At 69.3% G+C, this 17,188-nt stretch carries 15 protein-coding genes and 2 pseudogenes; 13 read left to right on the top strand and 4 right to left on the bottom strand.

What is annotated here, in order from left to right:
• The first annotated feature begins 59 nt into the window (after nucleotides 1-59).
• The 3 genes from FB471_RS12235 to FB471_RS12225 are packed head-to-tail and all read left to right on the top strand — an operon-like array spanning nucleotide 60 to nucleotide 3,919.
• Nucleotides 60-893, top strand: coding sequence for a poly(ethylene terephthalate) hydrolase family protein (locus tag FB471_RS12235; protein ID WP_246076366.1), 834 nt, complete (start codon nucleotides 60-62; stop codon nucleotides 891-893).
• Nucleotides 890-1,594, top strand: coding sequence for a TetR/AcrR family transcriptional regulator (locus FB471_RS12230; protein WP_170220792.1), 705 nt, complete (start codon nucleotides 890-892; stop codon nucleotides 1,592-1,594). The genes FB471_RS12235 and FB471_RS12230 overlap by 4 nt, the downstream gene beginning before the upstream one ends.
• Nucleotides 1,595-1,597: 3 nt before the next feature.
• Nucleotides 1,598-3,919, top strand: coding sequence for an ATP-binding protein (locus FB471_RS12225; RefSeq protein WP_141997926.1), 2,322 nt, complete (start codon nucleotides 1,598-1,600; stop codon nucleotides 3,917-3,919).
• A gap of 24 nt (nucleotides 3,920-3,943) precedes the next feature.
• Here FB471_RS12225 and FB471_RS12220 read toward each other — a convergent pair whose 3' ends face one another.
• Nucleotides 3,944-4,642, bottom strand: a complete 699-nt coding sequence (locus FB471_RS12220; protein ID WP_141997924.1) for a lipase family alpha/beta hydrolase — start codon at nucleotides 4,640-4,642, stop codon at nucleotides 3,944-3,946.
• Nucleotides 4,643-5,232: 590 nt separating this feature from the next.
• Here FB471_RS12220 and FB471_RS12215 point away from each other — a divergent pair.
• Together FB471_RS12215 and FB471_RS12210 are read left to right on the top strand one after the other, a co-directional pair.
• A pseudogene (locus FB471_RS12215) lies at nucleotides 5,233-5,415 on the top strand (IS256 family transposase); the annotation flags it as partial.
• A gap of 30 nt (nucleotides 5,416-5,445) precedes the next feature.
• On the top strand, nucleotides 5,446-5,844 hold the full coding sequence (locus tag FB471_RS12210) for an NUDIX hydrolase (protein WP_141997922.1): 399 nt from the start codon (nucleotides 5,446-5,448) through the stop codon (nucleotides 5,842-5,844).
• 119 nt (nucleotides 5,845-5,963) lie between these two features.
• On the opposite strand, the gene FB471_RS12205 is transcribed toward FB471_RS12210, so the two are convergent.
• Nucleotides 5,964-6,362 (bottom strand): winged helix-turn-helix transcriptional regulator, encoded by a 399-nt coding sequence (locus tag FB471_RS12205; protein ID WP_141997920.1) that lies wholly within the window; start codon nucleotides 6,360-6,362, stop codon nucleotides 5,964-5,966.
• Nucleotides 6,363-6,440: 78 nt separating this feature from the next.
• Between FB471_RS12205 and FB471_RS12200 the strand changes: the two genes are divergently transcribed.
• The 3 genes from FB471_RS12200 (at nucleotide 6,441) to FB471_RS12190 (ending at nucleotide 9,102) form a co-directional block, all read left to right on the top strand.
• Nucleotides 6,441-6,851, top strand: coding sequence for a RidA family protein (locus FB471_RS12200; RefSeq protein WP_141997918.1), 411 nt, complete (start codon nucleotides 6,441-6,443; stop codon nucleotides 6,849-6,851).
• A 495-nt stretch (nucleotides 6,852-7,346) separates the two neighbouring features.
• The gene (locus FB471_RS12195) at nucleotides 7,347-7,733 is read left to right on the top strand and encodes a helix-turn-helix domain-containing protein (protein WP_170220791.1); all 387 of its coding nucleotides are present in this window, start codon (nucleotides 7,347-7,349) and stop codon (nucleotides 7,731-7,733) included.
• A gap of 187 nt (nucleotides 7,734-7,920) precedes the next feature.
• On the top strand, nucleotides 7,921-9,102 hold the full coding sequence (locus tag FB471_RS12190; protein WP_141997914.1) for an acyl-CoA dehydrogenase family protein: 1,182 nt from the start codon (nucleotides 7,921-7,923) through the stop codon (nucleotides 9,100-9,102).
• 116 nt (nucleotides 9,103-9,218) lie between these two features.
• Here the strand turns inward: FB471_RS12190 and FB471_RS12185 are convergent, their stop codons facing one another.
• Nucleotides 9,219-10,058 (bottom strand): helix-turn-helix transcriptional regulator, encoded by an 840-nt coding sequence (locus tag FB471_RS12185; protein ID WP_141997912.1) that lies wholly within the window; start codon nucleotides 10,056-10,058, stop codon nucleotides 9,219-9,221.
• Nucleotides 10,059-10,189: 131 nt separating this feature from the next.
• Here FB471_RS12185 and FB471_RS12180 point away from each other — a divergent pair, with 131 nt between their 5' ends.
• The 4 genes and pseudogenes from FB471_RS12180 to FB471_RS12165 all read left to right on the top strand — a co-directional run bounded on the left by FB471_RS12180 (nucleotide 10,190) and on the right by FB471_RS12165 (nucleotide 12,705).
• Nucleotides 10,190-10,633, top strand: a complete 444-nt coding sequence (locus tag FB471_RS12180; RefSeq protein ID WP_246076365.1) for a nuclear transport factor 2 family protein — start codon at nucleotides 10,190-10,192, stop codon at nucleotides 10,631-10,633.
• Nucleotides 10,630-11,481: a Rossmann-fold NAD(P)-binding domain-containing protein gene (locus tag FB471_RS12175; protein ID WP_141997910.1), complete on the top strand. Its 852-nt coding sequence runs from the start codon at nucleotides 10,630-10,632 to the stop codon at nucleotides 11,479-11,481. The genes FB471_RS12180 and FB471_RS12175 overlap by 4 nt, the downstream gene beginning before the upstream one ends.
• Before the next feature lie 76 nt (nucleotides 11,482-11,557).
• Nucleotides 11,558-12,241 (top strand): annotated as a pseudogene (locus tag FB471_RS12170) (ATP-binding cassette domain-containing protein).
• A complete protein-coding gene (locus tag FB471_RS12165; protein ID WP_141997905.1) occupies nucleotides 12,238-12,705 on the top strand; it encodes an ABC transporter permease in 468 nt (155 codons plus the stop codon). Before FB471_RS12170 ends, FB471_RS12165 begins: the two are co-directional and overlap by 4 nt.
• Here FB471_RS12165 and FB471_RS12160 read toward each other — a convergent pair.
• Nucleotides 12,689-15,823 carry an ATP-binding protein gene (locus FB471_RS12160; RefSeq protein ID WP_141997903.1) on the bottom strand — a complete coding sequence of 1,045 codons (3,135 nt, stop codon included), beginning with the start codon at nucleotides 15,821-15,823 and terminating at the stop codon, nucleotides 12,689-12,691. The genes FB471_RS12165 and FB471_RS12160 overlap by 17 nt on opposite strands.
• 113 nt (nucleotides 15,824-15,936) lie before the next feature.
• On the opposite strand from FB471_RS12160, the gene FB471_RS12155 reads away from it, so the two are divergent.
• Nucleotides 15,937-17,187: a cytochrome P450 gene (locus FB471_RS12155; protein ID WP_141997900.1), complete on the top strand. Its 1,251-nt coding sequence runs from the start codon at nucleotides 15,937-15,939 to the stop codon at nucleotides 17,185-17,187.
• The last annotated feature ends 1 nt before the right edge of the window (nucleotide 17,188 follow it).

The raw sequence follows: 17,188 nt of genomic DNA, 5'->3' as shown, positions 1-17,188 counted from the left end.
CTAACAGTCGTTAGGGAGGATGTAGGATGCTTCGTCTTCGTGGTCTCCTGCTCGCTGTCGTGGTCGCGGTCGCGATGGTGCTGGTTGTGCCGCCCGCGCAAGGCGTGGGGGCCGCTGATTCGGCGGTTGTTTCGGTCGCGGAACATTGGGCTGATCCGGGGCCCTCAGAGGTGGTCGTGGAAGTCGGGCTCGCACATACCTTCTACCGGCCTGCCGGCCTCGCCGAGCAGGGTGGCAAGCATCCGGTGATCGTCTGGGGGAACGGCACGGGCGCGACACCTGTGGCGTATGACGGTTTGCTGCGGCACTGGGCTTCGTACGGGTTCATCGTCGCGGCGGCGAACACCCCGTTCGCCAACAGCGGGCAGGCGATGCTGGACGGCGCTCGGTGGCTCGTCCGGGAGAACGACCGGCCGGGCAGCTTGTACTACCAGAAGGTCGACACGGGCGCGATCGGTTCTGCCGGGCATTCGCAGGGCGGTGCCGGTGCGATCAATGCGGGCACCGACCCGGTCATCACCACGACGATCGCGTTGCAGCCCGGGCCACTCGCCGACTCGAGCGCGCTGCACGGCCCCACACTGTTCCTCGCCGGGCAGGACGACAAGATCGTCAAGCCTGGGACGATCGTGCTTCCGTTCTATGAGGCGGCCATCCAGGTTCCCGCGGTCTACGCCGAACTCGCCGGTGCCGGGCACTTCGAGCCAGCCGGGAACGGCGGCCGGTTCCGTGGCGTCCTGACGGCGTGGTTCGCTTATCGGCTGATGGGCGACGAGCAGGCCAAGGTCGAGTTCACCGGCCCGTCCTGCGGACTGTGCACCGACCCGGAGTGGAGCGATGTGCGCCGCAACGACAAGACCGACAATGTCCTCCCAGGACTCCCTGTCTCTTGAGCAGAAGGGCTGCCCCGCTGAGCGAGAACCGTGAAGCCCGCGACTTCACCGCACTGACCAGGGTCCGTGCGGTGGAGCCGCGGCTGCCGCCCGGCAGCAGCGAGGGCACCGAGCTGCGCATCCTGCTGGAATCGCTGCGCCGGTTCGCCCACCACGGCTACCCGGCCACCAGCGTCCGGCAGATCGCGGCGGCGGTGGGGATCAAGGCGCCCAGTCTGTACGAGCATTTCCCCGCCAAGGAGGACATCCTGGCTCGCCTGGTCCTCATCGGACATCGTGATCTGCACGCCGCGTTCGAGCGGACCCTCGCCAGCTGCGACCCGGACCCGGTCAGCCAGGTCCGGGAACTGGTCCGCACCCATGTCCTCAGCCATGTCACCTACCCGCTGCTGGCCATCGTCACCAACGACGAGCTGCACCACCTCTCCCCGGAGCGGGCGGCGGAGGCGCTCACGCTCCGGGAACGCACCGAGCGCCTCGCCGTCGAAGCGGGCAGACGCGGCGCCGAGCTGGGCTTGTTCGACGGCGCCGGGCTCATCGCCACCACAGCGGCGATCGCGAGCATGGGCGTGCGCGCCCCGTACTGGTTCGTGCCCACCCCCGGCTACGGGCCCGCCGACCTCGCCGACGCCTACGCCAAGCTGGCCATCCGGATGCTCCGGCCCGAATCCCCGCGTGGCGAAACTGTTCGAGGCGAATGACAGATGTGGGCGGATACCGACGACAGAGACGAGCGCCAGTACCAGACAAGCCGGGTGTGCCTGCGCAGTGAGCTGACCACTTACGTCGGCCGGCAGCAGGAGGGCGTCGAGGTACGCCGGCTGCTCGGTCTCGCACGGCTGGTCACGCTGACCGGTCCGGGCGGTGTGGGAAAGACCCGTCTGGCCCAACACAGCGCCACCACGGTCAGCCGAGCGTTCGCCGACGGCGTCCTTGAAGTGGCGCTGTCCGAGGTGCGCGACGCTCGCCTGCTCACCGGACTGATCGCGCACCGGCTGGGCCTGCACGACCGATCGCACCAGCCCGCTCTCGACACCGTCGCCGGCTACCTGCGCGAGAAACAACTCCTGCTCGTGCTCGACAACTGCGAGCATCTGATCGAGGACTGTGCCGAGCTGGTCAGCACGCTGCTGCGCCACTGCCCCCATCTGGTGGTGCTGTCCACCGGCCGCAGATCCCTCGGGGTTGCCGGTGAACACGTGCACACCGTGCCGCCACTGACCGTCCCACCCGAACACACGACGACCGTGCGTGAGCTGGCTGCCAGTGATGCCGTTCAGCTGTTCGTCGAGCGGGCCTGCTCGGTGTTGCCCTCGTTCCGGCTCACCGACGACAACGGGCCGGACGTGGCCAGCGTGTGCCGCCGCGTGGACGGGTTGCCGCTGGGCATCGAACTCGCCGCGGCCCGCATCCGGGCACTGTCTCCGCAGCAGATCGCGCAGCGGCTGGAAGACCGCTTCAGCCTGTTGACCACCGCTGCTCGTACCCGGCCCGAACGGCAGCGGACCCTGCGGGCCACGGCGGACTGGAGTTTCGCGTTGTGCACCGAGGCCGAACGCGCGGTGTGGTCACGGTGCTCGGTGTTCGCCGGATCGTTCGACCTGGCCGCGGCCGAGTACGTCTGCGCGGGCCACGGCGTGCGCGGCGAGGAGGTGCTTGCCGCCGTGGACAGCCTGATCGACATGTCGGTGTTGCTGCGCGAGGACGGCACCACAACCGTGCGCTACCGGATGCTGGAGACGCTGCGCGACTACGGCCACGAGCGACTGGTCGCCCAGAACGCGGACACCGAGATCGCCCGCAGGCACCGCGACTACTACGCCCAGCTGGCCGAGGATGCCGACGCCGGGTGGTTCGGGCCCCGCCAGCTGGAATGGATGGACCGGCTGCGTGCCGAGCAGGCGAACCTCCGCGTCGCGTTGACGTGGTCGCTCGGTGAACCCGGCGAGGCCACCATGGCGCTGCGCATGGCGACCCACCTGTCCGAGTACCTGGTGATGAGCGGTGCCCCACGCGAAGCCCGTGACTGGATCGATCGCGCGCCGGCCGCCGTGCCCGAGGACGAGCCGGGCCGGGCGCTCGCGTTGAGCACCTCGGCGCTATGCGCGCTGTTCCATTCCGACCTGCCCCTCGCCCATGCCCGCCTGAACGAAGCAGGCAAGCTCGACGACGCGGAGGCCCACGTGCACCTGAGCTACGTGCGTAGCTTCGCCGCGATGTTGAACACCGAACCGGCTGTGGAGTTGGCCGCGGAGGCGGTGCGGGCCTTCGCCGAACGGGGCGAGACCCGCAGGCAGATGCATCCACTGTTCATCCTCGGCGTCTCGGTGGCCTACCGCGGTGACCTGGACACCGCGCGAGCCCTGCTACACCGGATGCTGTCGATGTGTGAGGACGCCGGGGACAGCCACTACCGGTCGATGGCTCTGTTCGGGATCGGCGTCGTCGAGGTGTGGTTCGGCGACGCCGATATCGCAGAGAAGGCGATGAGCGAAGCGCTGCGGATCGACCTGCGCACCGGCGACAGGCTCTCCGCCGCCTACCGGGTCGACGGACTGGCCTGGGTCGCGTCGCGCCAAGGCAGGCACACACGGGCGGCACAGCTGTTCGGCGCGGCGGCGACCATGTGGGACCGCTGCGGAGCGACACCCGATGTCGCCGTGTCGATCCCGCACCGAGGCTTCCGCGACACCACACGCGACGCGCTCGGCGTAGACCGGTTCGAGCGCGCGTTCACCGAGGGCCGGTCGATGCCCCCGGCCGACGCCGCCCCCGGCTGCGGCGAGGACGGAACCACGATGTCATCGCAGCCCGGTCACTCGCCGTCCCCACTGACCCACCGGGAGGCGGAGGTGGCCGATTTGGTCGCGGCCGGGATGACGAACCGGGAAATCGCGCGCCGTCTGGTCATCGCCCCACGCACCGCCGACACCCACGTCCAGCACATCTTGACAAAGCTGGATTTCAGCAACCGCACACAGCTCACCGCCTGGGTCATCGAACGCCGCGCGGTCCACGAGAACTGATCCCGCGGACCACGCAGTTGCCCGTCACGCCAGCGCCTGCACCAGCAACCCGGCGACCTTGTCATCGCGCAGCATCGCGAGATGACCGACTCCGGGCACCTCGATGTTGTTCACCCCGTCCAACACCGAACTGGTGGCCGGCATGACCACGCCGTCGTTCGGGGACCAGATCACTGTGCCCTCGACGTCGCCGGGCAACGCCCCGCCCGTGTTGAGTTTCCTGATGAAATCGGAACGGGGCTGCATTTCACGGCAGGTCACCTGCCACGCGCACAGTCCTGCGCTGAACGTGCCGTTATTCGGCCCGGCCAGCGACACCCAGTCATCCACCTTGCCCGCGCACGCGTCGTACTTGATGCAGTAGCGGCTGTTGAGGCTGCCCATCGAGTGCCCCACCACGTCCACCTTCGACGCACCAGTACGAGTCAGCACCTCATCGACCTCCGCACCGAGTTGCTCCGCGGTGATGACGTTGGACTGCGTTGTCGTGTTGTAACCGAACGTGAAAACCTGATCGTCGGTGTACCCGGCCTCCTTCAACGAAGCCGTCACCTCCGCCCAGTTACTCGGGCTGCCGAACAACCCGTGAATCAGAATCACCGGATCCCGCTCGGCAGCGGCCGGCGACTCCGCCGACGCTGGCACCCACGACGGGATGATGACCCCGACAGCAGCCACGACAGCGACCGCGACGGCCGCGACACTGCGGCGCACACGACTCATGACACCCTCTCCTCACACCCCTGGCCCAACCCTCACGGCCCGGCCACAGGCACACACCGTCCCGCGATCACACCCCCGCGACATCGCCAGAACTACGTAGCAGCCCCTACGTACGTGCTGAAGCTCGACCTTTGTCCACGGTTTGGCCTATTGGCAGACATACCGAGTTGCGCGAACCCGGTACGCGGCCCGGTCGGAACGCCCAAGGGGGCTGCCCCGGCTGGCTCCCCCCGGCTGGCTCCCCGCGGCGGGCTCATCCTGGACCACTACGTCGAGACCACCAAGGACGGTATGGGCGCTCGGCGTCTACCGCGCACCGCTCACCCCTGGTGCCGCGGGAACGTTCGATCTCGTCGTCGGCGTCTCTGTCCTTCCCTACGCCGAATCCAGGCAACACCTGGACGACATGTGCCGAGGCACAGCCGAAGCACTCCGTCCCGGAGGACGATTCGTCGCGCTGCCCCTCAACCCCGAATACTCCGCCGACCCGAACTGGTACGCGCCCTACGGATTCACCCTCCACAGCGAGCATCTCGACGGGAGTGTCAGCGATCTTGTGGGTGATGATGTGATCACCCTGTCATTGCTGAACGTCGATCACGAAAGGTCCCGGCTCGCGAGCCGCCGGGCTCGCGATGGCGTTCAAGCTCATCGAGTCCGCCCAGGCCCGCTGTCGCGCGGTGAACGCACCGCAGCTGGTCGCGCTCGTCCGCGCCGGCGCCACCTTCGCCGACGGTCAACTCGTCGAACGCCCCGATGAACACGCCGCCTGAACCCAACCCCACCGAGCCAGGAAGGAAACTATGACGGCCATAGACAAGATCGCGTGGATCCGGCTGGAAGGCGGCAAGATCCTCAGTACGCGCTCACACGGCAAGGACGTGTACTACATTCCCGGTGGCATACGCGAACCAGGCGAAACCGACATCCAGACCCTCATCCGGGAGATCAACGAAGAACTCGCCGTCACCATCGCGCCCGCCAGCGCGACACACGCTGGCACCTTCCAAGCTCAAGCACACGGTCACGCCACCGGCATCACGGTGCGCATGACCTGCTACACCGCCGACTATCAAGGCACCCTGACCCCCAGCAGCGAGATCGAAGAACTCATCTGGCTGACCTACGCCGACCGCGACCGCGTATCCCCCGTCGACCAACTCATCTTCGACCACCTACACCAGACCGGACAACTCACCTGACACCAAGCATCCGACACAACATGATCCACAACTATTGACAATTGCTCGCGGGCCGCGCCACGGCGCCACACTGAACCGGATCGCGCCGGCTGATCCGGCGAGTGGCCCGATCGCCAGCCTCACAGCGATGGCATTTCTTCAGTTCGAACCTGGGTATCGAAGTGCGCTCGGGCGCGCTCGACGTCCGGCAACGTGACGGTGGTCCAGTGCAGGAGTGCGTCGATGAGGTCTTGCAAAGACCTTCCGAGCGGTGTGATGCGGTACTCGACGGCGAGTGGGCGCGTACCCGTGACGATGCGCTCGACCATCCCATTGCGTTCCAGGCGCCGAAGCGCGGCCGTGAGTGACTTCTGTGTCACGACTGGGATTGCCCGGCGGAGCCCGTTGAAGCGCAACGGTCCCTCGCACAGTGCGTCGAGGACCTGGAGCGACCACTTGTCGAGGACTTGGTCGAGCAACTCGCGGTGTTGCTCGGTGAGTTGAGGGCTGTCCGGATGCGGTGGGGCGGTTTCCTGCACGACACCTAGTCTCGTTGAAGTTCCCTTGCAATACCAGGTAGATCTTGGATACCTACTTCACAGTGAAAGGGACACCCCATGGCCGTGCAGTTGCTGACCCCGGAGGGCATGTTCGCTCCCGTTCCGTATCACCACGTCTCGATCAGCACGGGTACTCGCGAGGTACATGTGGCCGGCCAGATCGCGCGCGACGCCGAGGGCAATCCTGTCGCCACAGGTGACCTCGCCGGCCAGGTCGCACACGTGCTACGCAATACGGCGCGCGGCCTGGCAGGTGCCGGAGCAACCTTCGCCGACGTCGTACGCCTCCGGTTCTTCGTCACCCACTGGAGCCCGGACAAGTACCACGACTTCATCGCGGGTGTCGAGCGAGTCGCGGACGAGCTCGGGATACCGCGGCCGTTGCCACCCTTGTCGGCGATCGGCGTCGACTACCTGTTCGAGCCCGACGTGCTCGTCGAGGTCGAGGCGTTCGCCGTGCTCGACTGAGATTCGGGCCACCGTATCGCGGACGGAGGTGAGGCTTTCGTTCGAATATCGGTCGGGGCCTCACTCCTTTACGGCGCCGGTGGGTCGAACCTGGTCGGCGCCTGTGCGGTGATGCCGCTGCTGTGTTGGCGGGCGGCGAGCAGTTGCCCGGTGGGGCTGTAGGACGGTGTGCGCCGGGGCCTGGTTCGACGACGTCGAAACCCGCCACCCGGATCTGCCGGCCCGACTGGTCGGCCCCGGCAGCGCCTTCGCGATCAGCGGTGGCATGGGACTGCTGGCCCAGCGCGACAGCGCGAGCGCATCCGCGTCTCCATCGCCCTACGCCTCCCGCGGGACGCGAACACCCCCGCCGGTATCGACCTCGCGGCCACCGAAACCACCCACCTGCTGAGGTCGTGACTCGGCAGGTTGTTGACAGCGTGTCGGCTTGATCGAAGAGAGGGCCTCCGGGCGAAGTGGCTGTGTCTGAAGCAGCTACTGGCCCTGGAGGTCCTCGTGTCACACGGTAATGCTCGTACCACTGTGTTCGCTCGCCGCCTGACGGCGGAGTGTTATGACGCCGGATGTCCGGCGGCGCGGATCGCTGAGCAGCCGGGCGTGTCTCGGGCCACGGTGTACAAGTGGGTCGACCGTTTCCGCGTCGAGGGCGAGGCCGGGCTGACCTGGCCCGCCAGCATACCCACTGACGTGATCGTGTCCGCCACGACGCCGTTTCCCACACACGAGGACGCGGAGCTCTGGCGAAAGGCGCGGCAGGAGTTCGCGCGGGTGGCGCCGAACCGGCGACTCGTCGTCGCCGAGGGCAGTTCGCACGACATCCCAGCCGACCGGCCGGCCACGGTCATCGACGCAGTCGAAAACATGGTGAAACGGGCTCGCTGATCACACACCGTCCACGCGTGGGGCGCTGACCACCGGCGCCCGAGCGATGGCGGCCGACATCTGCGGCCGGGGCCGTGGCGCTGGTGGCGCGCCACGGGGAGTATCGACCTTGCCCATCGGGACGACCCTGCCCCCCGGTTCATGAAGAATCGCGGGATCGGCACCGACGACAAGGAGCGACCATCCCATGACAGCCTCGGCCCGGTTGCACGTCAGCGAGGAGTTTCCTGCGATTCTCAAACGGATCGACGCGCTCCGCGACTCCATCGAAGCGAATGCGGACGCGGCCGAGGAACTGGGCAGGCTCACCGAGGACACGGCGCAGGCCTTGCTGGCGTCCGGGATCGTCCGGGCAGGCCTGCCGGAGAACCTCGGCGGTTACGAGTTCTCCCCGCGTCAGCTGATCGAGACGATCGAGCGGCTCAGCTACTACGACGCCGCGGCCGGATGGACGATGATGGCGCTGCAGATGATGACGGGCACCACTGCGGCCTACCTCGGTGCGGTCGCGGCGGCGGAGCTTTTCCCCGACGTCGCGGGTGGTGACTACGCCTTGCTGTCCGGCCACGGAACCCGGCCGGGCCAGGCCGTCCCGGTGGACGGTGGCTACGTGGTGAGCGGGGACTGGCAGTTCGCCTCCGGGATGGCGCTGGCCACCCACATCCACAGTGCGATCCAGGTCGCGGGCACCGGGGAGCCGCGGGTGCTGGCCATGCCCAAGTCGCAGGTGACTCTCGTCGACAACTGGGATGTGCTCGGGCTCCGCGCGACGAGCAGCATCGATTACCACTGTGCCGAGGTGTACGTCCCGGAGACGCACACCTACCTCGCGACGACGATGGTCCCCGCCAACGGCGGCGCGATCTACCGCGTCGGCCTGGTGAACATGTCCGCGATCGTGCACACCGGCTGGGCGCTCGGTGTCGGGCGGCGACTGCTTGACGAGCTGAAGCTGTATGCGTCGAGAAAGTTCGGCACGTTCGGTGCCGCCGTCGACACCGCACAGTTCCATGCCGAGTACGCGACAGCCGAAGCCAAGCTGCGTGCGGCACGAGCGTGGGCAATGCAGGTGTGGCACGACAACGAAGACACCCTGGCCGCGGGCGAGCCGCTGAGTACCGAACAGGAGACGCTGGTCCGGCTGGCGCTCAACCACGCGACCTGGACCGCGCACGAGGTCGGTCAGGCGGCGCACCGATGGGCGGCTACGGCCGCGATCCGGCGTGGTCCGATCGACCGGTTCCTGCGTGATCTCGCCACTGGCACCCAGCACATCACCTCGGGACCCGTGGTCCTGCAGAACTGCGGGAAGTGGCTCAGCGGCGCACAGCCCGAAGCCCGCTGGGAGTTCCTCGACCTGATCGGATGACCCTGCCGTACCCAACCGGAGCCCGAGGGGCTCGGTCCTCGAGGTCGAACGTGCAGCAACGCCACCGACGTGCCTTCCCCGTCGCCGGGGCCAGCACGTGCCTTGTCTGCGCCGGGTCAGTCGCCGCGGGCTCCGAGGTGAGCGAGCGCGGTGGCGCTCGGGCTGCCCGGTTCTGCGGTGTACGTCACCAGCTGCAGGTCGGTTCCGGGCAGCAGCAGGGTTTGCCGGTCCAGTTCCAGCTCACCGAGCCGGGGGTGGCGCAAGCGCTTGCGCAGAGTCGGTACGGGGCGTACGTCGTGGTCGCGCCACCCGGCGGCGAAGTCCGGGCTGCGCGCGGCGAACTCGTTGATCCGCTCGCCGAGGACGCGGTCGGCCGGGTAGCGGGTGCTGGCCGCGCGTAGCTGGGCGGCGGACTGCCGGGTGAACTCGCCCTCGGCGCCCTCCGGTGCCGAGCAGACGGTGCCACCCAGCCGGATGGACAGCGTCACGGTGTTGCGTTCCTCGGGTGGCAGCAGCCCGAAGTCGGTGATCAACGCGGCTGCCGCGCTGTTCCACGCCACGATGTCCTGCCGCCCGTCGACGAGGTAGGCGGGTATCGGCCCGAGCCGATGCAGCAGCCGGTGGGCGTGGGCCGGCACCGGTCCTCGATCGGCGTCCGTGGCGGGCGGGACCTGTCCGGCCAGCCGCGCCAGGTGCTCGCGCTCCGCGGCGGTGAGCCGCAGTGCCGTACCCAGCGTGGCCAGCACCTCCGGCGAGGGGCGCGGTGCGCGCGCCTGCTCCAGCCGCTCGTAGTAGCTGACCGACACACCGGCCAGTGCGGCCACCTCTTCGCGGCGCAGGCCCGGAGCACGCCGGGCACGTCGGCCCGGAGGGTGGGTGGCCGTTGCCGCCACCTGGTCCGGGCGCAGCGCGTCCCGCCTGCGGCGCAGGAAATCGGCCAGTTCACCTCTGCTCACTCCGCCCATGGTGGCACCGGCCGCCCGGCTTAGCCACGGACCGGCGGTCCGTGGCCCGGCTGTCCGTTTCCCGGTGGCGGGCCCGCGTCCAACCTGAACTGGTCACACCTCGTCGAACGCTGGAGGACACCGTGCCGAGAACACCTGAGGAGACGTTCCGCCGGCTGCTGGAACTGATGCTGGCCAAGGACACCGACGCCGTCGCCGAGTTGTGGGCCGAAGACGGCACCGCCGAGTTCCCGTTCGCCACCGGAAGCGCACCGCGCCGGTTGGCCGGGCGAGACCAGGTCCGCGACTACCTGGCCCGCCTACCGGAGGTGATGGACATGCGGGAGGTCCCCGCGATCACCGTGCACCACACGCACCAGCCGGACACCGTTGTCGTGGAGTTCACCGGGACCGGGCGTACGGTGCGCACCGGCGAGCCCTACCGGCTGGACTACATCGTGGTGACCACCGTCCAGGACGGCCTGATCACCCGCTACCGGGACTACTGGAGCCCGCTGGCCACCGCCTCGGCGACCGGGACGCTGCCCGAGCTGCTCGACTCGCTGCGTTCCGAGGTCACCCGATGACCGGCGTGCTGGTGACCGGCGGCACCGGGAAGACCGGCGGCGCGCTGGTGGAACTGCTGCGCGGCAACGGCGTGCCGGTCCGGGTGGCCAGCCGCAACCCGCCTGCCGGTGACCCGGATGCGGTCCGGTTCGACTGGCACGACCCGGCCACCCACCCGGCCGTGCTGCGCGGGGTGGACCGGGTCTTCCTGGTGCCTCCGCCGCTGAGCGTGGATCCGATGCCGCTGGTCGGGCCGTTCCTGGCCGAGGCGCAGCGCCTCGGCGTGCGCAGGGTGGTGCTCCTGGGCTCCGCCATCGTGCTGCCGAACGCTCCCGGCGCACTGGAGCTGGCCGCGCAGGTGCGTGCCCAGCCTGGGTGGGTCGTGCTGTGTCCGTCCGGGTTCATGCAGAACTTCCTGAGTCCACACCCGGTGGGCGAGCGGATCCGGCGGCACGGCGAGATCCGCACAGCCGCCGGTGACGGCCGGCTGGGCTGGATCGACGCGCGGGACATCGCGGCCGCTGCCTCCGCCTTGCTGACCGCGCCCGGCATCGAGCCCGACCAGCGGGACTACCTGCTCACCGGGCCGCAGGCATTGAGCTACCCGGACGCGGCGGCGATCATCACCGCCCGCACCGGACGGCCGGTCCGGGTGGTGCCGATCGGGGTCGACGAGCAGGCGGCCGGCTACCGGGCCGCGGGCATGCCTGCCGAGTTCGCCGCCGCCCTCGCCGCGGTGGAAGACGGCATAAGGGCTGGTCGGGACGACCAGGTCAGCACCGCGGTGCTGGACCTCACCGGCCGCCCGCCCCGCGGCTTTGCCGAGTTCGTCCAGGAACACGCAACCGAGTGGGTGGGCGAACGGTAGCCCGAGCGCCTGGCCCGTGTCAGGAGTCGTGTCAGGCCGGCCGACCCCGGTGGTCGTATGACAGATCTGGCGACCCATGGCTCCCGGGCTACGGAAGGCCTACCAGGACCAAGTCGTGCTCGACGGCGTCGATCTGAATGTCCGTGCGGGTGCGGTTTTCTGCCTGCTCGGTCCGAACGGGTCAGGCGAGACCACCACGGTGAACGTGCTGACCACGTCGTTGCGGGCCGACGGTGGGACGGTGCGCCGGTCAGTTCGCGGCGGTCGACGAGTTGCTGACAGGGCGGGAGAACCCGCAGCTGATGGTGGACCTGAAGCAGGGTTCCGCGGGCGGGCGGGTCGTCCCGGAGCTGCTGGAACGCTGGTGGCCGATGGCGTGACCATCTTACTCACCACCCGGTACCTCGAGGAGGCCGACCAGCTCGCCGACCGGATCGCGGTGCTCGACCAGGGCTGCCCGGTCGCCGAGGGCACTCCCGGGGAGCTCAAGCGCCGGCGCCCCGGGACCCACGTCCGGCTCCGATTCACCACCGTCACCGAACTCGACGCGGCCGCGCGGGTCATCGCCGGCTCCACGCGGGACGGCGAGGCGCTGACCCTGCGGGTTCCCGGCGATAGCGGGACGAAGTCGTTGCGGGCGCTGCTGGACCGGCTCGATGAGTACTCGATCAATGCCGAGGAGTTCTCCGTCCACACGCCGGACCTCGATGACGTTTTCCTCGCACTCACGGGGCACACCACGGAGGCGGTCGCGAAATGAAGTCCCATTCGATGGTGATGCTGCGCCGCAACTTCAAACATGTGGCCCGGAATCCGGCAGCGGTGAACTCCGACATGACCAAGGGCATCATCAACCGGTTCAAGGTCATGGACGTCTCCCGCAGCGCGATCTTGACCGGTCGCGTCATCGCCAGTCTGCTGACGAACCTGGTCGCCATCGCCGCGCTTGTCGGGGTTGCTTACCTGCTGGGGTTCAGCCCGTCGGCGAGTTTTCCCGACTGGCTCGGCGTGGTCGGCATCGTCGTGCTACTCGGTTTCGCGGCCGGCTGGCTCACGGTCTCCTTGGGACTGGCGGCGAAGTCCCCGGAAACGGCGGGCATGGCGTCCGTGCCGCTGGGCGGTGCGCCGGCCACCGGTGACGTGCTCGCCGCCCTCGCCTGGTGCGCCGGGATCGCGCTCGTCGGGTACCTGTGGGCCTCCGCCACGTTCACGAAGCGAGCGTGACCGCGACCAGCTCACGCCAGTCCGCCCGCGTGCCCTCCCGCGTCGCCTCGGTGAACCGCGTGTCACCGAGGCGACGTCGCGCGGCCCGCTCGATCCGGCCCACATCCGGTTGGGAACGATCCTGCAGACCACGCACGCCCGCGCTCGCCGCCAGCAGCCGCGCGGCTTGCTCGTACTGCCCTTCGCGCAGCGCCAGGTCCGCGATCCCGACGAGCACCTGGGCGATCATGGGTGCGTTCCCCGTCTTGGATACCGCGCGGAAAGCCGCGGCGCGATGTTCGCGGGCCTCGTCGAGGTCCTCGGCAAGGTAGCCGAGCTGGTCACGCGTCACTCCCTGGATGTGTGACTCGGCGTCCCCCAGTAGCGCTCTGGCCTGGGCGAGCTGCTGGTACGCCTGGTCAGGGTCGCCATGCCAGCGTGCGAGTTCCGCCTTCGCCAGGGCCAGCTCGGCCAGCGAGTCCGGCCAGACGATCCGGTCCGCGCACCGCTGTGCCTCGGCCATGGCGGATGCGCTCGGCTGCTCGTCGCCGGACAGCCAGTACACCTGGGCCTGCCGCGCCCGGATCCGGAGCACGTCCTCGATCGCGCCGACCTCGGTCACGGTCTCGGCCGCCCGCTCGTAGTACCGGCACGCGCGGTCGAACTCTCCGCGCATCGCGAGCCGGTCGGCCAGCGCGGTCAGCGCCGAGGCGATCCCCCAGCGCTCGCCGAGTGCGCGGAACTCGGCGAGCGCGGTCTCGATGTCCGCGTCCGCGTCGGGTACGTCGCGACCGAGCATGATCCGCATCCGGCCACGGGTCAGCCGGGCCTGCGCGCGCGTCCACGGGTCGTCGTCGAGGAGTAGCGGTTCGAACGCGGGCAGGAAGTCGGTCGGCTCCCGCAGCATGCGTTCCAACAGCGCGACGAACCCCAGCGTCGGATGGCGGCGCCGCAGGCGCCTGCTGATGTCGTAAGCCGGATGGATCCACTCCTGAGCCTGGTACGGGCCGGCTTGCCCTGCGGTGATGAAGTACGCAGCGAACGCGTACGCTGTCGCCCGTACCTCGTCGGTGACCTCGCCGGGCATGCCGGCGGCCGCGGTGGTCAGCTCGATGCCTTCCGCCCGGTGTCCGCCGAGCAACCAGTACCAGCCGGCTGCCGCCGCGAGCCGCATCGCCCCCGCTGCCTCGCCGGCCGCGAGCGCGCCGCGCATCGCGGCAGCGATGTTGTCGTGCTCGACCTCGAGCGCGGCAAGCCATTCCAGTTGCTCGGCGCGGCGAAGATGCGGCTCCGCGGTTTCGGCGAGATCGGTGAAGTACGCGAGATGCGCGCGGCGGGTCAGCTCCGACTCGCCCGCCTCCGCGCGGCGCTGCCCGGCGTACTCCCTGATCGTGCCGAGCATCCGGTAGCGAGGCGCCCCCTCGCCCTCGGTGACCACCAGCGACTTCTCGGCCAGCGCGGTCAGCAACTCGAGCACCTGACCGGTCTCGGCCCCGTCTCCCGCGCAGACCCGCTCGGCCGCTTCCAGGCTCGCACCACCGGAGAACACCGAGAGCCTGCGCAGGACTACGCGTTCGGCGTCGGTCAGCAGCTCCCAGCTCCAGTCGATCACCGCACGCAGCGTCCGGTGCCGCGGTAGCGCGGTACGGCTGCCGCCGGTCAGCAAATGGAACCGGTCGTCGAGCCGGCTGGCGAGCTGATCGAGGGACATGGTGCGTAACCTGGCTGCGGCGAGTTCGATGGCCAGCGGCATCCCGTCCAGCGCCCGGCATACGCGCGCCATGGTCGACAGGATGTGGGCTGTGCCGGGATCGGCCGCGAGGTCCCTGCGCACCGCGCTGGCCCGGTCCCGCAGCAACCGGACGGCCGGAGCGGACTCGATCTCGCCGGGTTCGGCGTCCTCCGCGGGCAGGACCAACGGGACGACCGGCCACAGTGCCTCGCCGGTGATGCTGAGGGACTCCCTGCTCGTGGCGAGGATCCGCAGCCGCCCGCACTCGCCGAGCACCCGATGGGCGAAGGTCGCCGCGGACTCGATCACGTGCTCGCAGTTGTCCAGAACCAGCAACATCGTCCGCTCGCGGACCGCGGCGATGACCCGGTCCGCCGGCTCCGCGTCCGGTGCCTCGCCGAGCAGCGTATCCCGCAGCCCGAGCGCGTCGAGCGTCGCCTGCGCCACGTCACCGTCGGCGCCGATGGCGTCGAGCTCGACCAGCCAGGCCCCGTCCGGCAGGTCGCCGAGCAGCGTGCGCGCGCTTTCCACGGCCAGCCGGGTCTTCCCCGAGCCGCCCGGTCCGATCAGGGTGGTGAGCCGATGTTCTGCGACGAGCTCGCGGACCGTGGCGACATCGGCGTCCTTGCCGACGTAGCTGGTCAGCTCGGCACGCAGGTTGGTCTTGCGGTTCTCCTCCCGCCGCCTTCCCAACTCGCCCCGCAGCAGCGCGACATGCAATGCGGACAGCTCCGGTGCCGGGTCGACGCCCAGCTCGTCGGCCAGGGTCTTCCTCGTGCGCTCGTACACGAGCAGCGCCTCGCTGTCGCGACCGGTCGCGACGAGGGCACGCATCAGCGCAGCGACAAGCCGTTCCCGTACCGGATGCGCGGCCACCAGGTCGGTCAGTTCCGGGGCCAGCTTCGCACCGTGGCCGAGGCCGATCTCGGCGTCGAACCGGTCCTCCATGGCCGTCAGGCGCAGTCCTTCGAGCCGGGTGACGGCCGCGTCGAACGCCGCGCTGTCGGGTAGATCGACGTCCTGCATGGCCGCCCCGCGCCACAACGCGAGGGCCTCGCGCAGCCGTCGCGGATCCTCGTCCTCGCGGGCCTTGGCGACGAGGCGTTCGAACCGCACGGCGTCGACGGTGTCGGGTTCCACCGTCAACCGGTAGCCGTTGGGCCGACCATCGACCAGCCCTTCCGGCAGCGCCTTCCGCAGCCGGGAAACCAAGCGTTGCAAGGCATTCGCCGCGTCGGAGGGCGGGTGGTCACCCCAGATCCATTCGATCAGCTTCGCCTTCGGGACCACCTGACCCGGTTCCAGGGCCAGCGCGGTCACCAGTCCGCGCAGCCGGGCACCGGGAACGTCGGCGAGGGCGCCGCCGTCCGTACGAACCTCGAATGGTCCGAGTATCCCGATCTGCACCCGGCTGATTTTGCCACGGGTGATCGGCATGTTTCCGGTGGCCGAGCCGTGTCAGCCCGGTGTCAGGACAGCCGGTGATGGTGGCCGTGGCCACCACCACGAAAGGACGTCCGATGACTCGCCCGGTTCCCGTCCCGCATGGCCTTCCCATGAAGCGCGATGCGGGCCCCTTCGCCCCGCCCCGCCAGATCACCCGGCTGCGCGAGGCCCGCCCGGTCAGCCCTCTGGTCTTTCCCGACGGCCATGAGGGCTGGCTCGTCACCGGCTACGACGCGGTCCGCCAGGTCATGGCGGACACCCGGTTCAGCTCCCGCCAGGACATCGGCGTTCTCCACGTGCCGTACGAGACTCCCGGCATGCCCGCCGCCACCGAACCGTCCCCGCAGGTACCGGGCCTGTTCATCGCCATGGACCCGCCGGACCACACCCGGCTGCGCGGCAGGCTCACCGGCGCCTTCACCGTCAGGCGCATGAAGCAGCTCGAAGAGCGCATCACCGAGATCACCGAGCGGCAACTGGACGAGCTGACGCGCCTGACCCCGCCCGTCGACCTGGTCAAGGAGTTCGCGCTTCCGGTGCCCTCGTTGGTGATCTGTGAGCTGCTGGGTGTCCCGTACGCGGACCGGGAGAACTTCCAGGTCAACTCCGCCAGGTTCCTGGTCAAGGACCAGACGCTCGACGAGAAGATGGCCGCGTACGGTGCCATGACCGCGTACCTGGCCGAACTGGTCACGGGCAAGCGCGCCGAACCCGGCGAAGACATCCTGTCCGACCTGGCCAGCCAGGACGACCTCACCATCGAGGAGCTGACCGGCGCCGCCTTCCTGCTGCTGCTCGCGGGTCACGAGACCACAGCCAACATGCTGGGGCTGGGCACCTTCGCGCTGCTGGAGCACCCCCAGCAGTCGGCCGAGCTGCGCGCCGACCCGGACCTGCTACCCGGTGCCGTCGAGGAGCTCATGCGCTATCTGTCCGTGGCCGACATCTTCTATCGCTACGCAACGGAGGACATCGAACTCGGCGGTGAAACCATCGAGATGGGGTCGACCGTGGTCATCTCGTTGCTGGCCGCCAACCACGACTCCCGGCGCTTCGACGACGCCGGCATTCTGGACATCCACCGCGAGGCACGCGGTCACCTGTCCTTCGGGCACGGCGTCCACCAATGTCTCGGCCAGCAACTCGCCCGCATCGAGATGCGGGCCGGTTTCGAGGGACTGCTGCGCCGCTTCCCGGACCTCCAGCTCGCCGTCCCTGCCAGTGACGTGAAACTCAGGACCGACATGAACATCTACGGCGTCCACGAACTGCCGGTCACGGGACTGTCTGTCGGTGAATCGGCTCGGTCGCGCTTTCGGTCGTGAC

The sequence above is a fragment of the Amycolatopsis cihanbeyliensis genome (assembly GCF_006715045.1).
Taxonomy (GTDB): domain Bacteria; phylum Actinomycetota; class Actinomycetes; order Mycobacteriales; family Pseudonocardiaceae; genus Amycolatopsis; species Amycolatopsis cihanbeyliensis.
Note: the sequence above shows the minus strand (reverse complement) of the source record. Positions and strands in the feature narration are given on the sequence as shown.

Coding starts and splice junctions, on each gene's coding strand:
- FB471_RS12225 (WP_141997926.1), top strand. CDS start 1,598: ATGTGGGCGGATACCGACGACAGAGACGAGCGCCAGTACCAGACAAGC.
- FB471_RS12220 (WP_141997924.1), bottom strand. CDS start 4,642: ATGAGTCGTGTGCGCCGCAGTGTCGCGGCCGTCGCGGTCGCTGTCGTG.
- FB471_RS12210 (WP_141997922.1), top strand. CDS start 5,446: ATGACGGCCATAGACAAGATCGCGTGGATCCGGCTGGAAGGCGGCAAG.
- FB471_RS12200 (WP_141997918.1), top strand. CDS start 6,441: ATGGCCGTGCAGTTGCTGACCCCGGAGGGCATGTTCGCTCCCGTTCCG.
- FB471_RS12190 (WP_141997914.1), top strand. CDS start 7,921: ATGACAGCCTCGGCCCGGTTGCACGTCAGCGAGGAGTTTCCTGCGATT.
- FB471_RS12175 (WP_141997910.1), top strand. CDS start 10,630: ATGACCGGCGTGCTGGTGACCGGCGGCACCGGGAAGACCGGCGGCGCG.
- FB471_RS12165 (WP_141997905.1), top strand. CDS start 12,238: ATGAAGTCCCATTCGATGGTGATGCTGCGCCGCAACTTCAAACATGTG.
- FB471_RS12155 (WP_141997900.1), top strand. CDS start 15,937: ATGACTCGCCCGGTTCCCGTCCCGCATGGCCTTCCCATGAAGCGCGAT.